Source organism: Noviluteimonas gilva, assembly GCF_009740395.1.
Taxonomy (GTDB): domain Bacteria; phylum Pseudomonadota; class Gammaproteobacteria; order Xanthomonadales; family Xanthomonadaceae; genus Noviluteimonas; species Noviluteimonas gilva.
Map to the genome: position 1 here is coordinate 369,940 of NZ_WOXT01000004.1, position 23,523 is coordinate 393,462.

Here is a 23,523-nt window from a genome sequence, read left to right on the forward strand (position 1 = left end):
CGGAGCGTTCCACGACTTGCCCGCAAGTGGCTGGAACCGCTAGAATTCCGCTCCTTCCCGTGGCACATGCCCCCGGAAGCCGCCCACGAGGGGCGTCACCCTCGAATCCACACCTGCCGCAACAGCCCGCCCCGGGGTGCCTCGCAAGAGGTTCGGAGGCGGAAGCGACAGGGAGGCCCAACCCCGGAACCATCGTCCGCCCCAACCAATGGGCGGCAGGTTCCACTGTCAGGAGTTACCGCAATGTCCCAGGTCACCATGCGCCAGATGCTGGAAGCCGGCGTCCACTTCGGCCACCAGACGCGCTACTGGAATCCCAAGATGGGCCCGTACATCTTCGGCGCCCGCGGCAAGATCCACATCATCAACCTCGAGAAGACGATGCCGCTCTTCTCCGACGCGATGAACTTCATCTCGGCCATCGCGCAGAAGCGCGGCACCATCCTGTTCGTCGGCACCAAGCGCTCGGCGCGCGAGGCGATCAAGGAAGAAGCCACGCGTTGCAGCATGCCGTACATGACGCAGCGTTGGCTGGGCGGCACGCTCACCAACTTCCGCACGGTCAAGCAGTCGGTCCAGCGCCTGAAGGAACTGGAAGCCGGCGAAACCGACGGCACGTTCCAGAAGCTGGTCAAGCACGAAGTGCTCGGCCTGCGCCGTGAGCGCGACAAGCTCGAAGCCTCGCTCGGCGGCATCAAGGACATGAACCGCCTGCCCGACGCGCTGTTCGTGATCGACATCGGCCACGAAGACATCGCCGTCAAGGAAGCCAAGAAGCTCGGCATCCCGGTGATCGCGGTCGTCGACACCAACTACGATCCGGCCCTGGTCGACTACGCCATCCCGGGCAACGACGATGCCATCCGTGCCGTGCAGCTGTACGCCCGCGCCGCGGCCGACGCCGTGCTCGAAGGCAAGGCTGCCGCTCCGTCGGCCGCCAACGTGCGCGAAGAAGACTTCGCCGAAGCCGCCGGCGCCGAAGGCGACGACAAGAAGGGCCCGCGCCGCGCCCCGGCCAAGAAGGCCGCCCCGCGCAAGCCGGCCGCCAAGGCCGAGTAAGCATCGGCTGTCACGCAGCCGCGCAAGACTGCGCGGCTGCTGCTCGTTTCGTCATTCCTGCCGCCCTGCGTTCGCAGGGATGACACCCATTTTCCAGAGGAACCCCCATGGCTGAAATCACCGCTTCCCTCGTCAAGGAACTGCGCGAGCGCACCGGCGCCGGCATGATGGAGTGCAAGAAGGCACTCACCGAAAACAACGGCGACATCGAAGCCTCGGCCGAATGGCTGCGCAAGTCGGGCCTGGCCAAGGCCGACAAGAAGGCCGGCCGCGTGGCCGCCGAAGGCCGCATCTCGGTCGCCCAGTCGGGCAACAAAGCCGTGCTGGTCGAGATCAACTCCGAAACCGACTTCGTGGCGAAGGACGACAACTTCATCCGCTTCGCCGACGCCGTCGCGCAGACCGCGCTGACGTCCGGCGCCGCCGACGTCGAAGCGCTCAAGTCCGCGAAGATGCCCTCGGGCGAAACGGTCGAGGAAACGCGCGCCGCCGTGATCTCCAAGGTCGGCGAGAACGTGCAGGTCCGTCGCCTCGTGCGCATCGACACCGCCAACAACGTCGCGGCCTACGTGCACACCGGCAACAAGATCGGCGTGCTCGTGGAACTCAAGGGCGGCGACGCCGACCTGGCCCGCGGCATCGCGATGCACATCGCCGCGCTGAATCCGCCGCACAACAAGGCCGCCGACGTGCCGGCCGACTTCGTCGCGAAGGAAAAGGAAATCGAACTGGCCAAGATGTCCGACAAGGACAAGCAGAAGCCGGCCGAAATCCTCGAGAAGATCATCAGCGGCAAGATCGCGAAGATCGTCAACGAAGTGACGCTGTACGGCCAGCCGTACGCGCTGGACCAGGACAAGACGGTCGAAGCCACGGTGAAGGCCGCCGGCGCCGATGTCGTCGGCTTCCAGCGTCTCGCCGTCGGCGAAGGCATCGAGAAGGTGAAGGAAGACTACGCCGCCGAAGTGGCCAAGGCGATGCAGGTCTGATCCACCGCGACAAGTGAACGACGAAAAACCCGCGGGTGACCGCGGGTTTTTCTTTGTCTGTGAATGGCCGTTGATCGTGGCGTTGGCTTGAGGCACGATGCCTCGCGTTGGACCGATGCAAGAGTTCGTGGCGGAAGGCGTGGTCGAGTTGGAGCCTTCGCGTCAATCAGTGCGATTGGGAGACCGACACTCCCAGGCGGCCCGATGGCTCTCCGCCATGAGCCAGTTCCCGACCAAGCCACACGGTTGACTAAGGGAATACTTCTACGGCCCGGACCAACACTCAGCCAAGGGCTCCCAGACGGGAGCCCTTCGGTTTTACGGGGTGCCTGATCGCAGTGACGATCGAGTAGAACGGGCGTTCCGCGGTGCCGCGCTCCTCGACGATGACCTCTCCATTCGCGTTGCAGAAGATCGCCACGCGCCGGCCCGTCTCCCAGTACACGTGCGCGCCGGGCCGCAGGATTCCGGCGACGAATTCGCAGACCGCGTCCATTGCCTCGCCATGCTCCGCGACATGGTGGAACCGCCGCGCCCAGATGTGGCGGAACCCGAAGCCATTCTGGCTGAAGCGACTTCCTGTATGGCGGCCATAGCGGAGCACGATGTCTCCGCCTGCGAAGATGGTCCTGCCTGCATGCACGACCTCCGGCATGGCGCCGAAACACGCGGTGCCGTTCGATGGATGCTGCAAGCGGCTTTCCACGCTCCAGCGTGTCGCTGGAATCGGCGTGTACTTCCACTTCCTGCGGACGATGGCATCTTCCATCCGCTGCACTCTTCCAGCGAGCGCACGACGGCGAGAAGGCGATGCGCGCTCGATGTTGCGCCCGCAGGTTCGCCAATGGGAAGGCGTTCAATCCAGCGTGACGTGCTCTGCCAGGTGATGCGCCGCCGTCGCGATGCGTCGCAGATGGCGTGACTCCGGATGCGTCAACAACCACAGCTGCGTTTCGGCATCCGTGAGCGGCTCGGTGAGTGCAACCAGGTCGTGGCGATCGCGCGCAAGGAACAGCGGCAACACGCCCACGCCCAGCCCCGCGGCGATGCCTTCGGCGACCGACAAGATGCTGTTCACCTGCACGCGCGGGACGATCCCGGGCATGTGGCGTTTGCGCCACAGCACGCCCTGGTGTTGCGGAAGCGCTTCGTCGGGCGCGATCCACGGGCTTGTCGCGGGATCGGGCTTGCGACCGCGCGTGCGCGGCCCGTAGATCGCGACGCGAATCGTGCCGAGATGCTTGCCGACGACATGGTCTGGCGGACGCGAGGTCGCGCGCAGTGCGATGTCCGCGTCGCGCTTGGTGAGGCTCGCGAGTTCGTGGCTCGCGTTGATTTCGAACGACAACAACGGATGCGTTTGCGACAGATCGCGCAACGCGGGCAGTAACAGGCCGTGCAGCAAGGTGTCCGTCGTGCTGATGCGCACCGTGCCCGACACCGCCTGCCCCGGCGCCTGCGCGACGCCGCGCGCGGTCTCGAGTTCGGTTTCGATGCGCTCGGCGTGTCGCGCGAGTTGCGCGCCCAGTTCGCTCGGGCGATAGCCGGCGCGCGTGCGTTCGAACAGCCGCTGCTGCAACCCCTTCTCGACGCGCTGCAGCGCGCGGAACACCGTGGACGCGTCGACACCCAGCAATTCGCCCGCCGCCGCGAGCGTGCCCCGCCGCGCGAGGGCGAGCACGACGCGCAGATCCGCAGGGCCCAGCTCGTATTGCACGGATGCAACTGGCATTTGTGATTCCACATATTCCGATTGCGTCGTCGCAATCCTAGAGTGCGTCCACCTTCACCGCAACCGAGCTCCCCATGGACACCCGCACCTACGCCCCGCTGCTGCTCCGCCTCGCGCTCGCCGCGATGTGGCTGTCGCACGCCCTGCTCAAGATCCTCGTCTTCACCCTGCCCGGCACGGCCGCTTTCTTCGAATCCAAGGGCATCCCGGGCTTCCTCGCCTACCCCGTTGTCGTCGCCGAGCTCGCCGGCGGCTTGGCGATCCTTGCCGGCTTCTACGCACGCCAGGTCGCGTTGCTGCTCGTGCCGATCCTGGCCGTCGCGTTCTTGACGCACGTGCCGAACGGCTGGGTGTTCACCGCGACCGGCGGCGGCTGGGAATACCCGCTGTTCCTGATCGTCGTGTCGATCGCGCTGTGGCTGTCGGGCGATGGCGATTACGCGCTGCGCCGCAGCCGCGCCTTCACCCTGGAAGCGCACGCATGAACGCCGTGCTTCGCGCGGAGTCGGTTTCCGCGTGGGAAGTCGAACGCGGCGCAGGCATTCAACGCCTGCGTCGCACGACACGCGCGCTGCCCGACCTCGGACCCCACGACGTGCGCGTCCGCCTCCACGCCGCGTCGCTCAACGCACGCGATCTCGACATCGCATCCTCCGGCGAAGGCCGCATCGTTCCCGCTTCCGATGGCGCTGGCGTGATCGAAGCGATCGGACGCGACGTCACGCGCTGGCGCATCGGCGATCGCGTTGCCGCAGCGTTCTATCCGCGCTGGATCGACGGCGCGCCTACGGCCGATGCAACCACTGGCAGCCTCGGCGGCATGGTCGACGGCGTGCTCGCCGAAGCCATCGTCGCGCACGAAGACGCGGTGTTCGCGATTCCCGCGCATCTGGATTTCATCGAAGCCGCCACGCTCCCCTGCGCCGCACTCACCGCGTGGCACGCGTTGTTCGAAACGACGCCGCTGCGCCCCGGCGACACGGTGGTGTTGCTCGGCACGGGCGGCGTATCGATGTGGGCGCTCGCACTCGCGAATGCCGCGGGACTGCGCACGATCGTGACCACCTCCGACGAAGCCAAGCGCGCTTTCGTGGGCACGCTCGCGGATGCGACGATCAACTACCGCACGCATCCGGATTGGTCGGAAGAAGTCCTGCGGCTCACCAACGGGCGCGGCGCCGATCTCGTCGTCGAAGTCGGCGGCGAACGCACGCTCGGGCAATCGATCGCGTCGGTGCGCGTGGGCGGCACGGTCGCGATGGTCGGCGGCGCGAGCGGCGGCTTCGGCGGATGGATCGAGCCCTTCGCGCTCATCGGCGGCATGAAGCGGCTGGCGGGCGTGCTGGTCGGCAGCCGCGCCATGGCCGAGCGCCTCGTGGCCTTCGTCGCGCAACGCGGGCTGCGGCCGCTGGTGGATCGCGTGTTCGCCTTCGACGACGCACCGGCCGCATTCGCGCACCTGGCCTCCGGCAGGCACCTGGGCAAGGTCGTCGTGCGGATCGCCTGAGCCCCCGGGCGGGCATCGGATAGAATCGCCGAGGATTTTCCCTTGCCCCCCGAGGAGTCGCCTGTGTCCCAGCTCGCCTGTCGCCGTGTCCTGCTCAAGCTGTCCGGCGAAGCGTTGATGGGGGACGAGGACTACGGCATCGATCCCAAGGTCATCGGCCGGCTGGCCGATGAAGTGATGGAGGCCCGCGAGGCCGGCGCGGAAATCGCGCTCGTGCTCGGCGGCGGCAACATCTTCCGCGGCGCGGGGCTGGCCGCCGGCGGCATGGACCGCGTGACGGGCGACCAGATGGGCATGCTCGCCACGGTCATCAATGCGCTGGCGATGCAGGACGCGCTCGAAAAACGCGGCGGCCGCGCGCGCGTGATGAGCGCGATCAAGATCAACGACGTGTGCGAGGACTACATCCGCCGCCGCGCGATCCGGCACCTGGAGAAGGGCCGCATCACCATTTTCGCCGCGGGCGTGGGCGCGCCGTTCTTCACCACCGATTCGGGCGCCGCGCTGCGTGCGATCGAAATCGGCGCCGACCTGTTGCTCAAGGCGACGAAGGTCGACGGCGTGTACGACAAGGACCCGAAGAAGCACACCGACGCGGTGCGCTTCGACTCGCTCACCTACGACGAAGTGATCTCGCGCGATCTGCAGGTGATGGACACCGCCGCCTTCGCACTGGCGCGCGACAGCGACCTGCCGCTGCGCATCTTCGACATGTCGCAGCCGGGCGTGCTGCTGAAGATCCTGCGCGGCGAGAACATCGGCACGCTCGTCCGCGGCCGCGGCTGAGGTCGGCATGGGCGCCGGGCATTCGCACGACGCGCACGACCACCACCACGGCGATGCCGGCATCCGCGCCTTCGCGTGGGTGACGCTGCTCAACCTCGCCTACACGGTGCTCGAAGCCGGCTACGGCTTCGCGACCAATTCGCTCGCGTTGCTCTCCGATGCGCTGCACAACCTCGGCGACGTGCTCGGCCTCGCGCTCGCGTGGGGCGCGGCCGTCATCGCGCGACGCAAGCCGACCGAAACGCACACCTACGGATGGCGTCGCGCGACGCTGCTCTCGCCGCTCGCCAACGCCATCGTGCTCGCGGGGTTTTCCGGCGCGCTCGCATGGGAAGCGATGCGGCGCTTCTTCGCACCGCCCGAAGTGCCCGGCGTGACGGTCATGGTGGTCGCCGCGATCGGTATCGCGGTGAATCTCGGCGCGGCGTGGTTCATGCACGGCGGGCACGACGACCTCAACCGGCGCGGCGCGTTCCTGCATCTGATGGCCGATGCCGCGGTGTCTTTCGCGGCCGTGCTCGCGGGTGCGGGCATGCTGGTCTTCGGCTGGCGCTGGCTCGATCCGTTGACCGCGTTGCTGGTCGGCGCGGTGGTCGCCTTCAGTGCCTTCCGCCTGCTGCGCGACAGCTTCAATGCGGCGATGGATGCCGTGCCGCGCCAGATCGACCAGGCGCAGGTCCGCGCCTTCCTCGCCTCCTGCCCCGGCGTGACCGCCGTGCACCACGTGCACATCTGGTCGCTCGGCGCCGGCGAGGTGGCGATGACCGCGCACCTGGTCCGCGCGAACGCCGACGACCACGACGTCTTCATCGACGCCCTCGCCAACGATCTGGACGAACGCTTCGGGATCAATCATCCGACGCTGCAGATCGAGTTCGGCACCGGCTGCCACGATCAACACGACAGAGCGCCGCATTACTGACGCCGTTCAACCCGGGGTTTAAGGGGGGCCAAGCCCCCCTTACCCCCAGATCGCTGCGGGCGTTCAAGCCCCCCTTGCCCCCAGTTCGCTGCGGGCTCTCAAGCCCCTTGCCCCCAGGTCGCAGCGAGGCTTTCCCCCGACCGGCTGGTAGAATCCCGCGCCTGATCGAAAGGACCCGGAGCCCGCGATGCTCAGCGACATCAAGAAAGACGCCACCGCCCGCATGCAGAAGAGCGTGGATGCATTCCGGCAGGAACTGACCAAGCTCCGGACCGGCCGCGCGACCTCCGCGCTGGTCGACCACCTGAAGGTCAACTATTACGGCTCGGAGATGCCGCTGAGCCAGGTCGCCACGGTCGCCGTCGCCGACGCGCGCACCCTGACGATCACGCCGTGGGAAAAGCCGATGGTCGCGGTCGTCGAGAAGGCGATCTTCGCCTCCGACCTCGGCCTGACGCCCAACACCGCGGGCACCGTCATCCGCATCAACCTGCCGCCGCTCACCGAAGAGCGCCGCAAGGAACTGTCCAAGCACGTGCACGCCGGTGGCGAGGACGCGAAGATCGCGATCCGCAACATCCGCCGCGACGCCAACCACCACATCAAGGAACTGCTGAAGGACAAGCAGATCACCGAAGACGAAGAGCGCAGCAGCGAAGCCGACATCCAGAAGCTGACCGACAAGGCGATCAAGGAGGTCGACGAAGTGGTCAAGGCCAAGGAGCAGGAGCTGATGGCGGTCTGACGCCACGGCCCCTGCATGCCTTCCGACGCATCGCCGGCGCGCATTCCGCGCCACCTCGCCGTGATCATGGACGGCAACGGCCGTTGGGCCGAACGCCGTCGCCGTCCGCGCGCCATCGGCCATCGCGCCGGCGCGCGCGCCGTCCAGAACTGCGTGGACTTCTGCATCGAGCACCGCATCCACGCGCTCACCCTGTTCGCGTTCTCCAGCGAAAACTGGGGGCGGCCGGAGGATGAAGTCGGCGCGTTGATGAAACTGTTCCTCAACGCGCTGGAGCGCGAAGTCGAGGAACTGCACCGCCGCGGCGTGCGCATCCGTTTCATCGGCCAACGCGACGAGCGGTTCGGCCCCGCGATCCGCGCGCGCATGGACGCCGCCGAAGCCACCACGCGCGGCAACGACGTGCTGCACCTGACCATCGCCGCGAGTTACGGCGGTCGCTGGGACATCGTGAACGCCGCACGCAAGCTGGCGATGGATGTCGCGGCCGGACGCGTGAAGCCCGAAGACATCGACGAAGCCGCCTTCGCTTCGCGCATGGCGCTCGCCGACCTGCCGCCGCCGGATCTGTTCATCCGCACCGGCGGTGACGTGCGCGTGAGCAACTTCCTGCTCTGGCAGCTCGCCTACACCGAGTTGTGGTTCACCGAAACGTTGTGGCCGGACGTGGATGCCGCCACACTCCGCCAGGCCCTGGACGACTACGCGATGCGAGAGCGGCGCTTCGGTCTCACCGGGGCCCAGGTTTCCGCCTCCTTCCCACCGCCACCCGACCACGGGACCCCCGAATGACCCGCACGCGACTGCTGGCCGCGCTGTTCATGACCCCGCTCGCGATCGCGGCCGTGTTGTTCCTCGACACGCCGTGGCTCGTCGCTTGCGGCGCGGTCCTGTTCCTCGCCGGGTTGTGGGAATGGTTCCGACTGGCCGAAATCGACGACACCCTGCATCGCAGCGTGCTGCTCGTGGCCAACCTCGCGCTGATGGTCGCGATCGTCTGGGCCTCGCGCACGGCCACCGGCTACAGCTTCGTGCTGTTCCAGATCGCCACCGTCATCGGCGTGATCTGGTGGCTGCTGTCGATGCTGTGGCTGAAGCATTTCAACTTCGCCTCCGACCACGACACGCACGCGCGCATGTTCAAGCTCGCCGCGGGCACGCTCGCGGTGGTGCCGGCGTGGTGCGCGCTCGCGCTGATCCACGGCGGGCAACCCAACGGCCATCGCTGGCTGCTGATCGCGCTGCTGGTGATCTGGGCCGCCGACAGCGGTGCGTATTTCGCCGGCCGCAAGTTCGGCAAGCACAAGCTCAGCCCGCGCATCAGCCCGAACAAGACCATCGAAGGCCTGGTCGGCGGCATGATCGCCGCGCTCGTCATCGCACTGGCCGCGGCGCCGTTCGCGGGCGCAACCGTCGCGCAATTGCCCTTCGTCGCGATCGTCGTCGTGGTCACCGTGTTGTTCTCGGTGGTCGGCGATCTGTTCGAAAGCCTGCTCAAGCGCCACGTGGGCGCGAAGGATTCGGGCGACCTGATCCCCGGCCACGGCGGCATCCTCGACCGCATCGACAGCGTGCTCGCCGCGCTGCCGGTGTTCGCGCTCGGCAAGGGTCTTTTCGGCTTCTGATCATGCAGCAGGTCGCAGTCCTCGGCGCCACCGGTTCGATCGGCACCAGCGCGCTCGACGTCATCGCCCGCCATCCCGGGCGGATGCGCGCCAGCGTGCTCGCCGCGGGCACGCAGGTCGACGCATTGCTTGCGTTGTGCCGCACGCACAAGCCGGACCATGCGGTGATCGCGGACGCCACGCGCTTCGATGCGTTGCGCGACGGTTTGCGCGATGCCGGACTCAAGACCCAAGCGCACGCCGGCGAAGACGCGCTCGACGCGCTGATCGACAGCGATGCATGCACCACCGTCGTTGCCGCCATCGTCGGCGCCGCGGGCCTGCGTTCGACGCTCGCTGCCGCGCACGCGGGCAAGCGCCTGCTGCTCGCCAACAAGGAATCGCTGGTGCTCGCGGGCGAGTTGCTCATGCACGCGGCGAACGCGGCCGGCGCGACGATCGTGCCGATCGACAGCGAACACAACGCGATCTTCCAGTGCTTGCCCGATGCGCATGCGCGAAACGGTTTGAAGCGCATCTGCCTCACCGCCTCGGGCGGCCCGTTCCGCGGGCGCGACCTGGAATCGCTGGAAGACGTCACGCCGGCGCAGGCCGTCGCGCATCCGAAGTGGTCGATGGGCCCGAAGATTTCGGTCGACTCGGCCACGCTGATGAACAAGGGCCTGGAGGTGATCGAAGCGCATCACCTGTTCGGGGTGTCGGCCGACCACATCGACGTGCTGGTGCACCCGCAAAGCCTGGTGCATTCGCTGGTCGAATTCGTCGACGGCAGCACGCTCGCACAGCTGGGCTTGCCCGACATGCGCACCGCGCTCGCGGTGGGCCTGGCGTGGCCCGAGCGCGTCGTCTCGGGCGTCGGCGGGCTGGATCTGCTGCAGCACGGCCGCCTGGATTTCGAGCCGCCGGACCGCGAAGCCTTCCCGTGCCTGGGCCTGGCCTACGCGGCCCTGCGCGCCGGCGGCACCGCCCCGGCGACCCTCAATGCGGCGAATGAAGTGGCGGTTTCAGCCTTTCTTCAGGGCCGGATCGCTTTCCTAGGCATCCCGGCGCTGGTCGACGAAACCCTCGCCGCCCTGCCGCCTACGCCGGCCGACACGCTCGACACACTCCGCGAGGCCGACCGTGCCGCGCGGGTGTACGCGCAGGCCGTCGTCAACGCACGTTCGGAAGCAGATTGATGGACGGCTTCATCGGTGGTGTGTGGTGGTACATCGTTGCCATCGGCGTGCTCGTGACTTTCCACGAGTACGGGCACTACTGGGTCGCCAAGCGCTGCGGCGTCAAGGTGCTGCGTTTCTCGGTGGGCTTCGGCAAGCCGCTGTGGATGCGCAAGAACAAGGACGGCACCGAGTTCGCCATCGCCGCGATCCCGTTGGGCGGCTACGTCAAGATGCTCGACGAGCGCGAGTACGACGTCGCGCCCGAAGAAGCGCATCGCGCGTTCAATCGCCAATCGCCGTGGCGCCGCATCGCCATCGCCGCGGCCGGGCCCGTCGCCAACATCCTGCTGTGCGTGCTGTTCCTGTGGGGCGCGTTCGTCGTCGGGCTGAAAGAATATGCGCCGGTGGTCGGCCGCACGACCGGCATCGCCGCCGAAGCGGGCCTGCGCAAGGGCGATGAAGTCCTGCGCATCGGTGATCGCAACATCCAGACGTGGACTGACGTGCGCTTCGCGCTCGCGCTCGCGGGGCTGGATCGCGAACGCGTGGCGGTCCAGGTGCGCAACGCCGACGGCGACACGCTCACGCGCACGCTCGATCTTTCCAAGCTCCCCGCGGAATTCGACGAACTGCAGGCGCCCACGCTCGTCGGCCTCACCGCGCGCTACCAGCTCGAACCGCCGACCGTCGACGACATCGTCCCGGGCTCGCCCGCGTACGGCGTGCTCGCCGAAAAGGACCGCATCGTCGCGATCGACGGCCAACCGGTCTCCGATTACGCCGACATCGCCCCGGCCGTCAAAGCGCTCGCCGCGCGCGGCGGCCCCGGCATGATCGAAGTCCTGCGCACCGAAGGCGACGCGCAATCGCCCGAGCGCAGGGCCTTCCCGCTGACGCCGCGCATCGACAAGGGCGAAGACGGCAAGCCGGTCGCGCGGATCGGCGTGATCCACAAGTCGTCGGGCACGATGCCGGACTTCGACGCGGTCCGCCGCTACGGCCCGATCGACGCGATCCCGGCGGCCTTCGTCGAGACCTGGCACAAGGCGCGCGACACCGTCGGTTTCATGGGCCGCATGCTGACCGGCAATGCATCGCTGAAGTACGTTTCAGGCCCCGTCACCACCGCCCGCGCGGCGAATGCGACGGCAAAACTGGGGCTGGCCTGGTTTTTGAACTTCCTCGCCGTCCTGTCGATCTCACTGGCGATCCTCAACCTGCTCCCCATTCCGCTCTTGGATGGGGGACACCTGCTGTATTACCTTATTGAATTGGTCAAAGGCAGCCCGCTGAGCGAGCGTACGATGGCTGCCGGGCAATATGTGGGCCTGGCGCTGCTGGTCGGCCTGATGGGGCTGGCGTTGTTCAACGACGTCTTTTTCCATTAGCCACCGCCCCAAAGCCCGCAAGACCCGCCCCCGCCATACGCGCGGTGGCCTGAACCCCCAACCGGACGTGACGATGACGCGACACCTTTCCCGCCGCCTGCTCGCCCTCGCCCTCGCATCGGCGATCGCCGCCCCCGCGGCGGCGCAAACGGCCAACCCGTTCGCGCTCCAGCAGCCGGAAGGCGCCGCGCCGGCCCCGGGCCCGACCAGCGATCCGGCCGCCTTCACCGTCAGCGACATCCGCATCGAAGGCCTGCAGCGCATTTCGGCGGGTACGGTGTTCACCTACCTGCCCGTCGAACGCGGCGACCGCCTCGATGCCTCGCTCGCCGGCGACGCGATTCGCGCGCTGTACGGCACCGGCTTCTTCGAAGACGTGCACCTGGATCGCCAGGGCGACATCCTGGTGATCACCGTTGTCGAGCGTCCGGCGATCAACAAGCTGACGCTGACCGGCAACAAGGACATCAAGACCGAAGACCTGACCAAGGGCCTGAAGGACATCGGCCTGGCCGAAGGCGAAACCTTCGACCGCCTTTCGCTGGACCGCGTGACGCAGGAACTCAATCGCCAGTACAACAACCGCGGCAAGTACAACGTCGAGATCACCCCGAACGTCGCGCGCCTGGACCGCAACCGCGTCGACGTGACGATCAACGTCAAGGAAGGCAAGGCCGCGAAGATCCAGCACATCAACCTGGTCGGCAACGAGAAATTCGCCGACGAGACGATCACCGATGCGTGGGAATCGAAGGAACACAACTGGCTCTCGTGGTACCGCCGCGACGACCAGTACTCGCGCGAAAAGCTGTCCGGCGACATGGAAAAGCTCACCAGCTGGTACCTGGACCGCGGCTACGTCGACTTCAGCCTGGACTCCACGCAGGTCGCGATCAGCCCCGACCGCCAGGACATGTTCATCACCGCCGGCCTGACCGAGGGTGAGCAGTACAAGATTTCCAGCGTCAAGGTCACCGGCGACACGATCCTCCCGCAGGAGCAGGTCGAGAAGATGGTCCCCGTCAAGGAAGGCCAGATCTTCTCCCGCCGCCTGCTGGAGTTCACGTCCGACGCCATCGTCGCCTCGCTGGCCAACATCGGCTACGCGTTCGCGCAGGTGAACCCGATCCCCGAAGTGCATGCCGAAGACAAGACCGTCGCCATCAACTTCCAGGTGGTCCCGGGCCCGCGCGTCAACGTGCGCCGCGTCGTCTTCAAGGGCAACACGCGTACCGCCGACGAAGTGCTGCGCCGCGAAATGCGCCAGTTCGAAGGCGCGTGGTACTCGCAGGCCGCGGTCGACCGTTCCAAGGTCCGCCTGCAGCGCCTGGGTTACTTCGAAACGGTCGAAGTCGAAAACGTGCCGGTCGCCGGCACCGACGACCAGGTCGACGTGACCTACACCGTCAAGGAAACCACTTCGGGCAGCTTCATGTTCGGCGTGGGTTACTCGCAGTTGTCGGGCGTCAACCTGTCGGTGCAGCTGCAGGAAAACAACTTCCTCGGCAGCGGCAACCGCGTGTCGATCGCCGCGCAGCAGAGCAGCTACCAGAAGCGCTACGACTTCTCGTTCACCAACCCGTACTTCACCGACGAAGGCATGTCGCTGGGCTACAACCTGTGGTGGCGCGAGTTCGACTACAGCGACTACGGCGCGGCCAACTACTCGACCAACAGCGGCGCGGCCCAGGTCTTCCTCGGCCTGCCGATCACCGAGTACGACACCGTCTCGGCGCTGGCGGGCATCGACACCAACGAGATCCTGCTGTCGGCGTCCACGCCGCTGTCGATCCGCAAGTACATCGCGGCCGTCGGGCATCGCACCTTCCATGCGTGGCGCACGCAGTTCGGTTATTCGCGCGACACGCGCAACGATTACTTCATGCCGTCCAACGGCAGCTACCACCGCGCCAGCATCGAAATCGCGATGCCGGGTTCGACGGCGGAGTACTGGAAGGCCGAATACCAGTATTCGCGTTACTTCCCGCTCGCCCCGTCGCTGATCCTGCTCACCGCGGTCAACATCGGTTACGGCGACAACTACGGCGAGGTCATCTACCGCGACCTGTGCGTGGACATGACCGTGCCCTGCACCACCGCGTCCGACGACTTCCTCACCACCGTCAACTCCGACGGCCTGCCCTTCTTCGAACGCTTCTACGCCGGCGGCATCAGCTCGTCGGGCCGCGTGCGCGGCTTCGTCGACAACTCGCTGGGCCCGCGCGAAGTCGCCGGTTTCCAGTCGCAGCCGATCGGTGGCGCGCTGAAGACCGTGGGCACCGTGGAACTGGTGTTCCCGAAGCTGTTCGACTCGCCGGCCGCGCGCATCTCGGCCTTCCTCGACTGGGGTAACGTGTTCGCCGACTTCGACGCGTTCGACGCGGGCGAACTGCGTGCTTCGGCCGGTGTCGCGCTGCTGTGGCGCTCGCCGATGGGTCCGCTGTCGATCAGCTACGCGTTGCCGATCCGCTCGAAGGATGCCGATCCGCTCACGTTCTTCCCGGGCGACGACATCGAGCGACTGCAGTTCACCTTCGGCGGGTCGTTCTGACCGCGGCTTCGGGAAACGACACCATGGGCGCCCCGGAATTCACCGCAGCAGATCTCGGGGCGCGTTTCGGGCTGGATGTCGCGGGCGACGCGCAACGCGTCGTTCGCGGCGTATCGACGCTCGCCAACGGCCGCCCGGATTCGCTGGGCTTCCTCGCCAATCCCCGCTATCGCGCGCAACTGGCCACGTCGCAAGCCGGCGTGGTCGTCATGCGCGCCGAAGATGCAGAGGGTTACGCGGGCACGGCACTGATCGCGCGTGATCCGTACGCGGCATTCGCACGCATCTCCGCGTTGTTCGAACCGGTGCCGCAGGTCGAACCCGGCATCCATCCGTCCGCCGTCATCGATGCGAGCGCCGTCGTCGATCCTTCGGCGCACATCGGCCCGCATGTCGTCGTCGGCGCGCGCAGCACGGTGGCCGCGGGCGCGACGCTCGGGCCGGGCTGCATCGTCGGCGAGGATTGCGTGGTCGGCGAAGGCTGCGAGCTCATCGCGCGCGTCACGCTGGTCACGCGCGTTCGCCTGGGCAAGCGCGTGCGCCTGCATCCGGGCACGGTCATCGGCGCAGACGGCTTCGGCCTGGCGATGGACGCCGGCCGCTGGCTCAAGGTGCCGCAACTGGGTGGCGTGGTGATCGGCGACGATTGCGAAATCGGCGCCAACACCACCATCGACCGCGGCGCGCTGGAAGACACGATCCTCGAAGAAGACGTGCGCCTGGACAACCAGATCCAGGTCGGCCACAACGTCGTGATCGGCGCGCACACCGCGATGGCCGGCTGCGCCGCGATCGCCGGCAGCGCGAAGGTCGGCCGCTACTGCCTGATCGGCGGCGGCGCCGGCATCCTCGGGCACCTGGAACTGTGCGACCGCGTGATCGTCACCGCGATGAGCCTGGTGACCCATTCGATCCGGGAACCGGGCGAGTATTCGTCGGGCACGCCGATCATGGACAATCGCAGCTGGCGCAAGAGCGCTGCGCGCTTCAAGCAACTCGATGCACTGGCCCGCCGCGTGGCGGCCCCGGACAAGGATTGAAAACGATGGACGTGCAACCTCCCCTCGACGTGGTCGCGCTGCAGAAGCTGCTGCCGCACCGCTACCCGTTCCTGCTCGTCGATCGCGTGACCGAGTTCGAAGCGCACAAGCGCATCCTCGGCATCAAGAACGTCACGATCAACGAACCCTTCTTCCAGGGCCACTTCCCCGGCCACCCGGTGATGCCGGGCGTACTGGTGATCGAAGCCCTCGCGCAGGCCGGCGGCATCCTGACGCAGCTCTCGCACCAGGCCGCGGCGACGGACAAGTTGTTCTACCTGGTCAAGATCGACAACGCGAAGTTCAGCCGCATGGTCGTGCCGGGCGATCGCCTGGAGCTGCACGTCGAGCTCAAGCGCACCATCCGCAACATGGCGCTGTACCAGGGCATCGCGCGCGTGGACGGCGAACAGGTCGCGTGCGCCGAAATCCTCTGCGCCGAGGTCAAGGGCTGAACCCGATGACGGCGCAGGTGCATCCCACCGCCGTCGTCGATGCGGGCGCGCGCCTGGGCGCGGACGTGCGCATCGGTGCGTTCTGCGTCATCGGCGCCGACGTCGAAATCGGCGATGGCACCATCGTCGGCCCGCACTGCACGATCGACGGCCCGGCGCGCATCGGCCGGCGCAATCATTTCCACGGGCACTCGGCCATCGGCGGGGATCCGCAGGACAAGAAGTTCGCGGGCGAACGCACCGAACTGGTGATCGGCGACGACAACGTCGTGCGCGAATTCGTCACCATCAGCCGCGGCACGGGCACCGGCGCCAGCGTCACGCGCATCGGCAACGGCAACTGGCTGCTCGCCTACGTGCATGTCGCGCACGATTGCATCATCGGCGATGGCTGCGTGTTGTCGAACAACGCCACGCTCGCGGGCCACGTCGAAGTCGGCAACCAGGTGATCCTCAGCGGCTTCGTCGGCGTGCACCAGTTCTGCCGCATCGGCGACCACGCCTTCATCGGCATGGGCGCGTTCGTCAACGGCGACGTCCCGCCCTTCCTGATGATCGCGCAGGAAAGCTACGGCCGCCCGCGCGGCATCAATTCCGAAGGCCTCAAGCGCCGCGGTTTCGACGCCACGCGCGTCGCGGCGATCAAGCGTGCGTACCGCGCGTTGTACGTCTCGGGCGCCAAGCTCGAAGACGCGCTCGAGCAACTGCGCGAGATGAGCAACGACAGCGACGACGTGCGCGCGATGGTCGAGTTCATCGGCCGCGGCGAACGCCACCTGTTGCGCTGACCCATGGCCCGTCCGCTCCGGATCGGCCTGGTCGCGGGGGAAACCTCGGGCGACCAACTCGGCGCAGGCTTGATCGAAGCGCTGCGTGCGCGCTTTCCCGATGCGCAATTCGCCGGCATCGGCGGCGACAACATGCGCGCCGCCGGTTTCGATGCGTGGCATGACGCGTCCGAACTCGCGGTCTTCGGCCTGACGGAAGTCATCGCGCATCTGCCCCGCTTGTTGCGCGTGCGTCGCGAGTTGCGCGAACGCGTGCTGGCCTGGAAGCCCGACGTCTTCGTCGGCATCGACGCGCCCGACTTTAACCTAGGCGTCGAGAAGTGGCTGAAGCAACGCGGCATTCGCACGGTGCACGACGTCAGCCCGTCGCTGTGGGCCTGGCGCCAGTCGCGCGCGGCGAAGATCGGGCAAAGCGCCGATCGCGTGCTGTGCCTGTTCCCGATGGAGCCTGCGATCTACGCGCAGCATGGCGTCGACGCGCGCTACATCGGCCATCCGCTGGCCGATGCGTTGCCGTTGGAACCCGATCGCAACGAAGCACGCGAAGCCCTCGGGCTGCCGCAGGGCGCGCGCGTCCTCGCGGTGTTGCCCGGTTCCCGACTCGGCGAGATCCATCGGCTCGCTGCGACGTTCTTCGCCGCGGCTGCGAAGTTGTCCGCGGCGTTGCCCGATCTGCACATCGTCGTCCCCGCGGCCAACGCTGCATGCCGGCGCGCGATCGAAGCCGCGCTGCCCGCCGATCTTCCGAACGTGACCGTGCTCGACGGCCAGGCCCAGCGCGCGATGATCGCCGCCGACGCCGTCCTGCTCGCCTCCGGCACCGCCGCGCTCGAAGCGATGCTGTGCAAGCGCCCGATGGTCGTCGCTTACCGACTTGCGCCGCTGACGCACGCCATCGTGCGCACCTTCGGCCTGCTCAAGGTGCAACACGTGTCGCTGCCCAACGTGCTGGCGGGCGAATCGCTCGTGCCCGAGCTGTTGCAGGACGATTGCACGCCCGACAAGCTCACCGCCGCCCTGCTCCCGCTGCTCTCCACGCCCGAACCCGGCCTCATCCTCCAGGCCCGTTTCCGCGACCTGCACCTCGCGCTGCGCCGCGACGCCTCCGCCCGCGCGGCCGACGCCATCGCCGAACTGCTGGACGCGCCCGCACCGCTTGCGTGAATGCGTCGGTCCACCGCACAGTCCGCGCCGATGTCGTTCGAACCCGCCACCGCCGACCCCGCCGCCCCACCCGCGCGATTCGCCGGCGTGGATGAAGCGGGCCGTGGCCCGCTCGCCGGACCGGTGGTCGTCGCCGCGGTGGTCTTCGCACCGGGCCGAACGCCCATCAACGGCCTGGCCGATTCGAAACAGTTGAACGCCGAGCGCCGCGAAGAACTCTACGTGCGCATCGTCGAGCGTGCGATCGCCTACAAGATCGTGCACGTCGAAGTGGAAGACATCGACCGCCTCAACATCTACCACGCCACGATGCTCGGCATGCGCCTGGCGGTCGAAGGCGTGCTGCACGCGTGCGAGTACGCACGCATCGACGGCAACGCGATTCCGAAAGGCCTGTCGTGCCGCGCGGAAGCGCTGATCGGCGGCGATGCGAGCGACCGCGCGATCATGGCCGCCTCGATCCTGGCCAAGGTGACGCGCGACCGCCACATGGTCGCGCTGCATCGCCAATGGCCGCAGTACGGCTTCAACGAGCACAAGGGGTATTCGACGCCGCAACACCTCGCCGCCCTGCGCACGCACGGGCCGTGCCCGCAGCATCGGCGCAGCTTCACGCCCGTGCGCGATGCGTTGCAGGGGAACCTGTTGCCGCTGGAAGTCGTCGAGGACTGACCCGCCGTCAGTGCGACCGGGTCGTCTCGTTCTCTTCGCCGTGCTCGTCGGCGAGCTTCTCGGGCTGGACCATGAACCGATAGCCGCGGCCGTGGAGCGTCTGGATGTAGCGCGGGTTCGACGCGTCGTCGCCCAGCGCGCGTCGCAGCTGGGCCACGATGCGGTTGAGCACGCTCGGCGTAACGTGGCGATGGCCCCAGACGGTGTCGAGCAGGCGTTCGCGCTCGATCGCCTCGCCCGCGTGCGACAGCAGTTGCAGCAGGACGGCGTGCGCCTTTGGTTCCACGCCGATCATCCGGTCGCCGCGACGCACGCCGATCGGGCGCGCGCGCACCTCGACGTCGTCGAATCGGTAGACCTGCCCGGGGTCGCGAGGAGAGTCCTGCATCGACTGGCCCAACGCGCAAACCCGCACATCCCGGCTACCGCCGGTCGGGACGTTCGGCACCCCGACTTCCCGGCCGAGACATCCGATATGCAACGGAGCAGACTCAGCCTGCATCCAATTCGGAACGGGGCCCGGGAACCAACCGAGCCAGGCACCCGTCCCAACCTTTCGGTCGCGCGCCGCGCCGGCCGGCGCACGCACCTTCTGACAGCCGGTCCGGGAGGTGCGTCATGCGTCTATCCGCCCCCACCATCACCGACGAACCCCTGCCGATGTCCTTCGGCGCCGATTCCGGTAGCGGACCGGCCATCCGGCCCGAGGCGGTCGTCCAGTTCGATGCATTGCTCCACGAGCTCTACCCCGATGCCGTACGCGTCGATGCCGACCGCGTGCGCAACCTGTGCGTCTGGCTGGCGTCGATGCCGGCCCAGGCCGCCCAGGACGTGCTCGATCGCCGCCTGCGCCGCATCGACGAACTGCGCGCGATGCTCGACGACGACTGCTGGGACCCGCCCGACGCCCTGCGCGCGCGGCTGGCCAAGCTGATCGGGTACCTGGACCAGGATGAAGACCTGATCCCCGACCGCGAACCGCTGCTCGGCAAACTCGACGACGTGCTGCTGCTCGAACTGGCGTGGCCCGCCTTCGCCGCCGAGGCCGAGGACTATCGCGACTTCTGCGCCTATCGCTCGGAGACCGGCGCGGCCGGCACCGGCGACGAACAGCGCGCCGCGTGGATCCGCGACCGCCTGGCCGAGATCCAGTTGTGGCAGCACAACATGCGCGTGAACGCGAGCCACTACAGCCGTCGCGGCCATGCGGAGGCGCCGTTCCGCGTAGGCAGCTAATGCGCGATCTCCACCCCCTTTCCAAGGGGGGTCAATCGCGCAAAGCGCGATTGGGGGGGATAAAGCAACGACGACGCGCACATCTCGTACGCGTCAAGTCCTTGTCGCTGCATCGCCTCCCCCCTAACCTGCCGAGACGCCTTCGAACGTCCCGGCATGTCCGCATTCGCCCACCTGCATCTCCACAGCGAGTACTCGCTCGTCGATTCGACCATCCGCATCCCGGACCTGGTCGGTCGTTGCGTGGCGCAAGGGCAGCCGGCGGTCGCGATCACCGACCAGAACAACCTGTTCGGGCTGGTGAAGTTCTACAAGGCGGCCGAAGGCGCGGGCATCAAGCCGATCGCCGGCGCCGACCTGTTGCTCGCCGACGGCGACGAAGCGCCCACGCGCATGACGGTGTTGTGCCGTGATCGCGATGGTTACCTGAGTCTTTCGCGCCTGCTCACGCGCGCGTGGATGGAAGGCCATCGCAACGATGGCGTCGTCGTGCGCCCGCAGTGGTTGCAGGACGCGAACAACGGTCTGTTCCTGCTCGCCGGCAAGCACAGCGAAGCCGGGCGCCTCGCGCTCGCAGGCAAGCACGACCTCGCCGAACAATGGCTCGCGCAGTGGCAGCAAGCCACGGGCGAACGCCTGCACCTGGAAATCACGCGCACGGCGCGCGAGCACGAAGACGCGTTCAACGCCTTCGCATTGCATGCCTCCTCGCGCCGCGGCGTGCCGGTCATCGCGACCAACGACGCGCGCTTCCTCGACGAAAACGGCTTCGACGCGCACGAAGCGCGCGTGTGCATCGCCACCGGTCGCGTGCTCGACGATCCCAAGCGCCCGAAGGACTATAGCCCCGAGCAGTACGTGAAGTCCTCGGAACAGATGTCGGAGCTGTTCGCCGACGTCCCCGATGCGCTCGACAACGCGATCGCGCTCGCCACGCGCTGCAATCTCGAATTGCGCCTGGGCACGTACTACCTGCCCGCCTTCCCGGTGCCCGACGACGAAACGCTGGACAGCTGGATGCGCGTGCAGGCGCGCGAAGGCTTGACCAAGCGTTTGGAAAAGGCCCCGATCGCCGCCGGCCACACGCGCGAGTCGTACTTCGAACGCCTCGAAATCGAACTCGGCGTCATCATCAAGATGGGCTTCCCCGGCTACTTCCTGATCGTGGCCGACTTCATCAACTGGGCGAAGGACCACGGCATTCCCGTGGGCCCTGGCCGCGGTTCGGGTGCGGGTTCGCTGGTCGCGTGGGCGCTGGGCATCACCGACCTGGATCCGATTCCCTACGACCTGCTGTTCGAGCGCTTCCTCAACCCCGAACGCGTGTCGATGCCCGACTTCGACATCGACTTCTGCATGGACCGCCGCGACGAGGTGATCGATTACGTCGCCGCGAAATACGGCCGCGACCGCGTCAGCCAGATCATCACCTACGGCACGATGGCCGCGAAGGCCGTGGTGCGCGACACCGGCCGCGTGCTCGGCCATCCCTACGGTTTCGTTGATGGCATCGCCAAGCTGATCCCGCTCACGCTGGGCGTGAGCCTGGACGACGCACTCGGCGAATCCGACGCCGCGCGCAAGAACCCCGAGCTCGCCTCCGCCGAGCTGATGCAGCGCAACGCGGCCGAAGACGACGTGCGCGATCTGCTCTCGCTCGCGCGCGACCTGGAAGACCTGACGCGCAACGCCGGCAAGCACGCCGGCGGCGTGGTGATCGCGCCGAGCCCGCTGTCCGACTTCTGCCCGCTGTTCGCCGAACACGACGAGGGCGGCCGCGGCCGCAACCCCGTCACGCAGTTCGACAAGGACGACGTCGAAACCATCGGCCTGGTGAAGTTCGACTTCCTCGGCCTGCGCACGCTGACGATCATCGATTGGGCGGTGAAGGCGATCAACCTGCGCCGCGCCATTGCCGGTGAAGCGCCGCTCGACATCACCGCGCTCGCGCTCGAAGACAAACCGACGTACGAATTGTTCGCGCGCGGCGACACCGTCGCGGTGTTCCAGTTCGAATCCCGCGGCATGCGCGAGTTGCTCAAGCGCGCCAAGCCCGACACCTTCGAAGACATCATCGCGCTCGCCGCGTTGTTCCGCCCCGGCCCGCTCGGCTCGGGGATGGACCGCGACTGGGTGGATCGCAAGCACGGCAACGCCGAAGTCAGCTATCCGCATCCGCTGCTGGAATCCGTGCTCGCGCCGACCTACGGCGTGATCGTGTACCAGGAACAGGTGATGCAGATCGCGCAGGTGCTGGCGGGCTATTCGCTCGGTGGCGCCGACCTGCTCCGCCGCGCCATGGGCAAGAAGAAGCCCGAGGAAATGGCGAAGGAGCGCGTCAAGTTCGAAACCGGCGCGGCGGCGAACAAGGTCGAGCCGCGCGTGGCGTCGTCGATCTTCGACCTGATGGAGAAGTTCGCCGAGTACGGCTTCAACAAGTCGCACTCGGCCGCGTATGCGCTCGTCGCGTACCAAACTGCGTGGCTGAAGGTGCACTACCCCGCCGAATTCATGGCGGCGGTGTTGTCCTCGGACATGGACAACACGGACAAGGTCGTCGGCTTCCTCGACGAAGCGCGCACCTTGTCGCTGGAGGTGTTGCCGCCCGACGTCAATGCGTCGGTGTACATGTTCGAAGCGATCGATCCGAAGACGATCCGCTACGGGCTGGGCGCGGTGAAAGGCGTCGGCCGCGGCGTGTGCGAAGCGATCGCCGAAGAACGCGACCGCAACGGCGTCTTCATCGATCTGCTGGATTTCTGCAAGCGCGTCGAAGGTTCCAAGCTCAATCGCCGCGCACTCGAAGCGCTGGTCAACGCGGGCGCGCTCGATGCGCTCGGCCGCAATCGCGCTTCGCTGATGTTGCAGTTGCCGGAAGTATTGAAGGCGACCGACCAGCTCGCGCGGGAACGCGAAGCCGGCCAGGTGTCCCTGTTCGGCGCGATGCCCGAAGCACCCGCGCTGCATCTGTCGCTGCCCGAATCCGAGGAATGGTCGCTCCTGCAGAAACTGCAGGGCGAGCGCGAAACCCTCGGCCACTATCTCAGCGGCCATCCGCTCGATCCCTATCGCGAAGAACTGCGCGGCCTCGTCGGCCACGATCTCAGCGACCTCGATCGCATGTGGAGCGAGCGGCCCGACGAAGAGCGCAAGGGCTGGCGCCCGGAGATGGCGGTCGTCATCGCCGGCCAGGTGATCGGCATGCGCAAGCGCGGCGACAGCCAGGCCTTCGTGCAACTCGAAGACGGGCGCGGCCGCATCGAATGCGCGTTCTTCGCCGAGGCGTACTACAACTTCGCGCAGTTGCTCACGCGCGACCGCATCCTCGTGATCGAAGGCGGCCTGCGCGAAGACGAATTCAGCGGCGGCTTCTCGCTGCGCGCCAAGCGCTGCTGGGATTTCACACAGGTGTGCAGCCAGTACGCGCAACGATTGTCGGTGAAGCTCGACTTGCGTCAGAAGGACGCGCTCGCGCATTTCGAAAAAGCGCTGCATCCCTATCTGCCGGGCGCGACACCGATGTTGCTGGAAGCGATCACGTCCACCGCCGTCGGGCGCCTGAGCATCAACGGCGGCCAGGGCGTGCGCGCGGATGCCGGATTGCCGGGCGTGCTGCGCAGCATTCCCGGTGTTCGCACGGTGCGGCTTGCGTTGGCGAAGCCCTGGGCCTCGTAAGGCAGTCGCGTCTCAAAGCGCGCGTTGTA

General features: G+C 67.4%; 21 protein-coding genes and 1 pseudogene. 19 read left to right on the forward strand and 3 right to left on the reverse strand.

The genetic code is table 11. From position 1 onward, the window contains the following. Positions 1-243 precede the first annotated feature (243 nt). Both rpsB and tsf read left to right on the forward strand, forming a co-directional pair. Positions 244-1,059 (forward strand): 30S ribosomal protein S2, encoded by an 816-nt coding sequence (rpsB, locus tag GN331_RS13925; RefSeq protein WP_156642840.1) that lies wholly within the window; start codon positions 244-246, stop codon positions 1,057-1,059. A gap of 107 nt (positions 1,060-1,166) precedes the next feature. Continuing rightward, positions 1,167-2,048 carry a translation elongation factor Ts gene (gene tsf / locus GN331_RS13930; RefSeq protein WP_156642841.1) on the forward strand — a complete coding sequence of 294 codons (882 nt, stop codon included), beginning with the start codon at positions 1,167-1,169 and terminating at the stop codon, positions 2,046-2,048. Positions 2,049-2,331: 283 nt separating this feature from the next. On the opposite strand, the gene GN331_RS13935 is transcribed toward tsf, so the two are convergent. Together GN331_RS13935 and GN331_RS13940 are read right to left on the reverse strand one after the other, a co-directional pair. Next, positions 2,332-2,817, reverse strand: coding sequence for a hypothetical protein (locus tag GN331_RS13935; protein ID WP_156642842.1), 486 nt, complete (start codon positions 2,815-2,817; stop codon positions 2,332-2,334). An 87-nt stretch (positions 2,818-2,904) separates the two neighbouring features. Then, entirely contained in the window at positions 2,905-3,780 is an 876-nt protein-coding gene (locus tag GN331_RS13940) for a LysR family transcriptional regulator (protein ID WP_156642844.1), read from the reverse strand. A 74-nt stretch (positions 3,781-3,854) separates the two neighbouring features. Here GN331_RS13940 and GN331_RS13945 point away from each other — a divergent pair, with 74 nt between their 5' ends. The 15 genes and pseudogenes from GN331_RS13945 to GN331_RS14015 form a co-directional block, all read left to right on the forward strand. Beyond that, positions 3,855-4,265: a DoxX family protein gene (locus GN331_RS13945; RefSeq protein WP_156642845.1), complete on the forward strand. Its 411-nt coding sequence runs from the start codon at positions 3,855-3,857 to the stop codon at positions 4,263-4,265. Further along, positions 4,262-5,287 (forward strand): zinc-dependent alcohol dehydrogenase family protein, encoded by a 1,026-nt coding sequence (locus tag GN331_RS13950; protein WP_156642847.1) that lies wholly within the window; start codon positions 4,262-4,264, stop codon positions 5,285-5,287. Before GN331_RS13945 ends, GN331_RS13950 begins: the two co-directional genes overlap by 4 nt. 63 nt (positions 5,288-5,350) lie before the next feature. Continuing rightward, a complete protein-coding gene (pyrH, locus tag GN331_RS13955; RefSeq protein WP_331713493.1) occupies positions 5,351-6,073 on the forward strand; it encodes a UMP kinase in 723 nt (240 codons plus the stop codon). A 7-nt stretch (positions 6,074-6,080) separates the two neighbouring features. Next, positions 6,081-6,995, forward strand: a complete 915-nt coding sequence (locus tag GN331_RS13960; protein WP_156642851.1) for a cation diffusion facilitator family transporter — start codon at positions 6,081-6,083, stop codon at positions 6,993-6,995. Positions 6,996-7,182: 187 nt separating this feature from the next. Further along, positions 7,183-7,740: a ribosome recycling factor gene (gene frr / locus GN331_RS13965; protein ID WP_156642853.1), complete on the forward strand. Its 558-nt coding sequence runs from the start codon at positions 7,183-7,185 to the stop codon at positions 7,738-7,740. 15 nt (positions 7,741-7,755) lie between these two features. Continuing rightward, positions 7,756-8,532, forward strand: a complete 777-nt coding sequence (gene uppS / locus GN331_RS13970) for a polyprenyl diphosphate synthase (RefSeq protein WP_156642855.1) — start codon at positions 7,756-7,758, stop codon at positions 8,530-8,532. Continuing rightward, positions 8,529-9,365 carry a phosphatidate cytidylyltransferase gene (locus tag GN331_RS13975; protein ID WP_156642857.1) on the forward strand — a complete coding sequence of 279 codons (837 nt, stop codon included), beginning with the start codon at positions 8,529-8,531 and terminating at the stop codon, positions 9,363-9,365. Before uppS ends, GN331_RS13975 begins: the two co-directional genes overlap by 4 nt. A 2-nt stretch (positions 9,366-9,367) precedes the next feature. Next, positions 9,368-10,543, forward strand: coding sequence for a 1-deoxy-D-xylulose-5-phosphate reductoisomerase (locus tag GN331_RS13980; RefSeq protein ID WP_156642859.1), 1,176 nt, complete (start codon positions 9,368-9,370; stop codon positions 10,541-10,543). After that, positions 10,543-11,913, forward strand: coding sequence for an RIP metalloprotease RseP (gene rseP, locus GN331_RS13985; RefSeq protein WP_156642861.1), 1,371 nt, complete (start codon positions 10,543-10,545; stop codon positions 11,911-11,913). The genes GN331_RS13980 and rseP overlap by 1 nt, the downstream gene beginning before the upstream one ends. A gap of 73 nt (positions 11,914-11,986) precedes the next feature. Next, positions 11,987-14,464: an outer membrane protein assembly factor BamA gene (gene bamA, locus GN331_RS13990; RefSeq protein WP_156642863.1), complete on the forward strand. Its 2,478-nt coding sequence runs from the start codon at positions 11,987-11,989 to the stop codon at positions 14,462-14,464. Positions 14,465-14,487: 23 nt separating this feature from the next. Beyond that, positions 14,488-15,504 carry a UDP-3-O-(3-hydroxymyristoyl)glucosamine N-acyltransferase gene (gene lpxD / locus GN331_RS13995; RefSeq protein ID WP_156642865.1) on the forward strand — a complete coding sequence of 339 codons (1,017 nt, stop codon included), beginning with the start codon at positions 14,488-14,490 and terminating at the stop codon, positions 15,502-15,504. A gap of 5 nt (positions 15,505-15,509) precedes the next feature. After that, positions 15,510-15,959, forward strand: a complete 450-nt coding sequence (fabZ, locus tag GN331_RS14000; protein WP_156642867.1) for a 3-hydroxyacyl-ACP dehydratase FabZ — start codon at positions 15,510-15,512, stop codon at positions 15,957-15,959. 5 nt (positions 15,960-15,964) lie between these two features. Beyond that, positions 15,965-16,747, forward strand: coding sequence for an acyl-ACP--UDP-N-acetylglucosamine O-acyltransferase (lpxA, locus tag GN331_RS14005; protein ID WP_156642869.1), 783 nt, complete (start codon positions 15,965-15,967; stop codon positions 16,745-16,747). 3 nt (positions 16,748-16,750) lie between these two features. After that, the gene (lpxB, locus tag GN331_RS14010; protein ID WP_156642871.1) at positions 16,751-17,911 is read left to right on the forward strand and encodes a lipid-A-disaccharide synthase; all 1,161 of its coding nucleotides are present in this window, start codon (positions 16,751-16,753) and stop codon (positions 17,909-17,911) included. A gap of 81 nt (positions 17,912-17,992) precedes the next feature. Beyond that, positions 17,993-18,550, forward strand: a pseudogene (locus GN331_RS14015) (ribonuclease HII); the annotation flags it as partial. Between the two features lie 40 nt (positions 18,551-18,590). On the opposite strand, the gene GN331_RS14020 reads toward GN331_RS14015, so the two are convergent. After that, positions 18,591-19,031 carry a winged helix-turn-helix domain-containing protein gene (locus GN331_RS14020; protein WP_197427147.1) on the reverse strand — a complete coding sequence of 147 codons (441 nt, stop codon included), beginning with the start codon at positions 19,029-19,031 and terminating at the stop codon, positions 18,591-18,593. Between the two features lie 170 nt (positions 19,032-19,201). On the opposite strand from GN331_RS14020, the gene GN331_RS14025 reads away from it, so the two are divergent. Next, positions 19,202-19,819, forward strand: a complete 618-nt coding sequence (locus tag GN331_RS14025) for a YkvA family protein (RefSeq protein WP_156642878.1) — start codon at positions 19,202-19,204, stop codon at positions 19,817-19,819. A gap of 156 nt (positions 19,820-19,975) precedes the next feature. Further along, the gene (gene dnaE, locus GN331_RS14030; protein ID WP_156642880.1) at positions 19,976-23,494 is read left to right on the forward strand and encodes a DNA polymerase III subunit alpha; all 3,519 of its coding nucleotides are present in this window, start codon (positions 19,976-19,978) and stop codon (positions 23,492-23,494) included. Positions 23,495-23,523 lie beyond the last annotated feature (29 nt).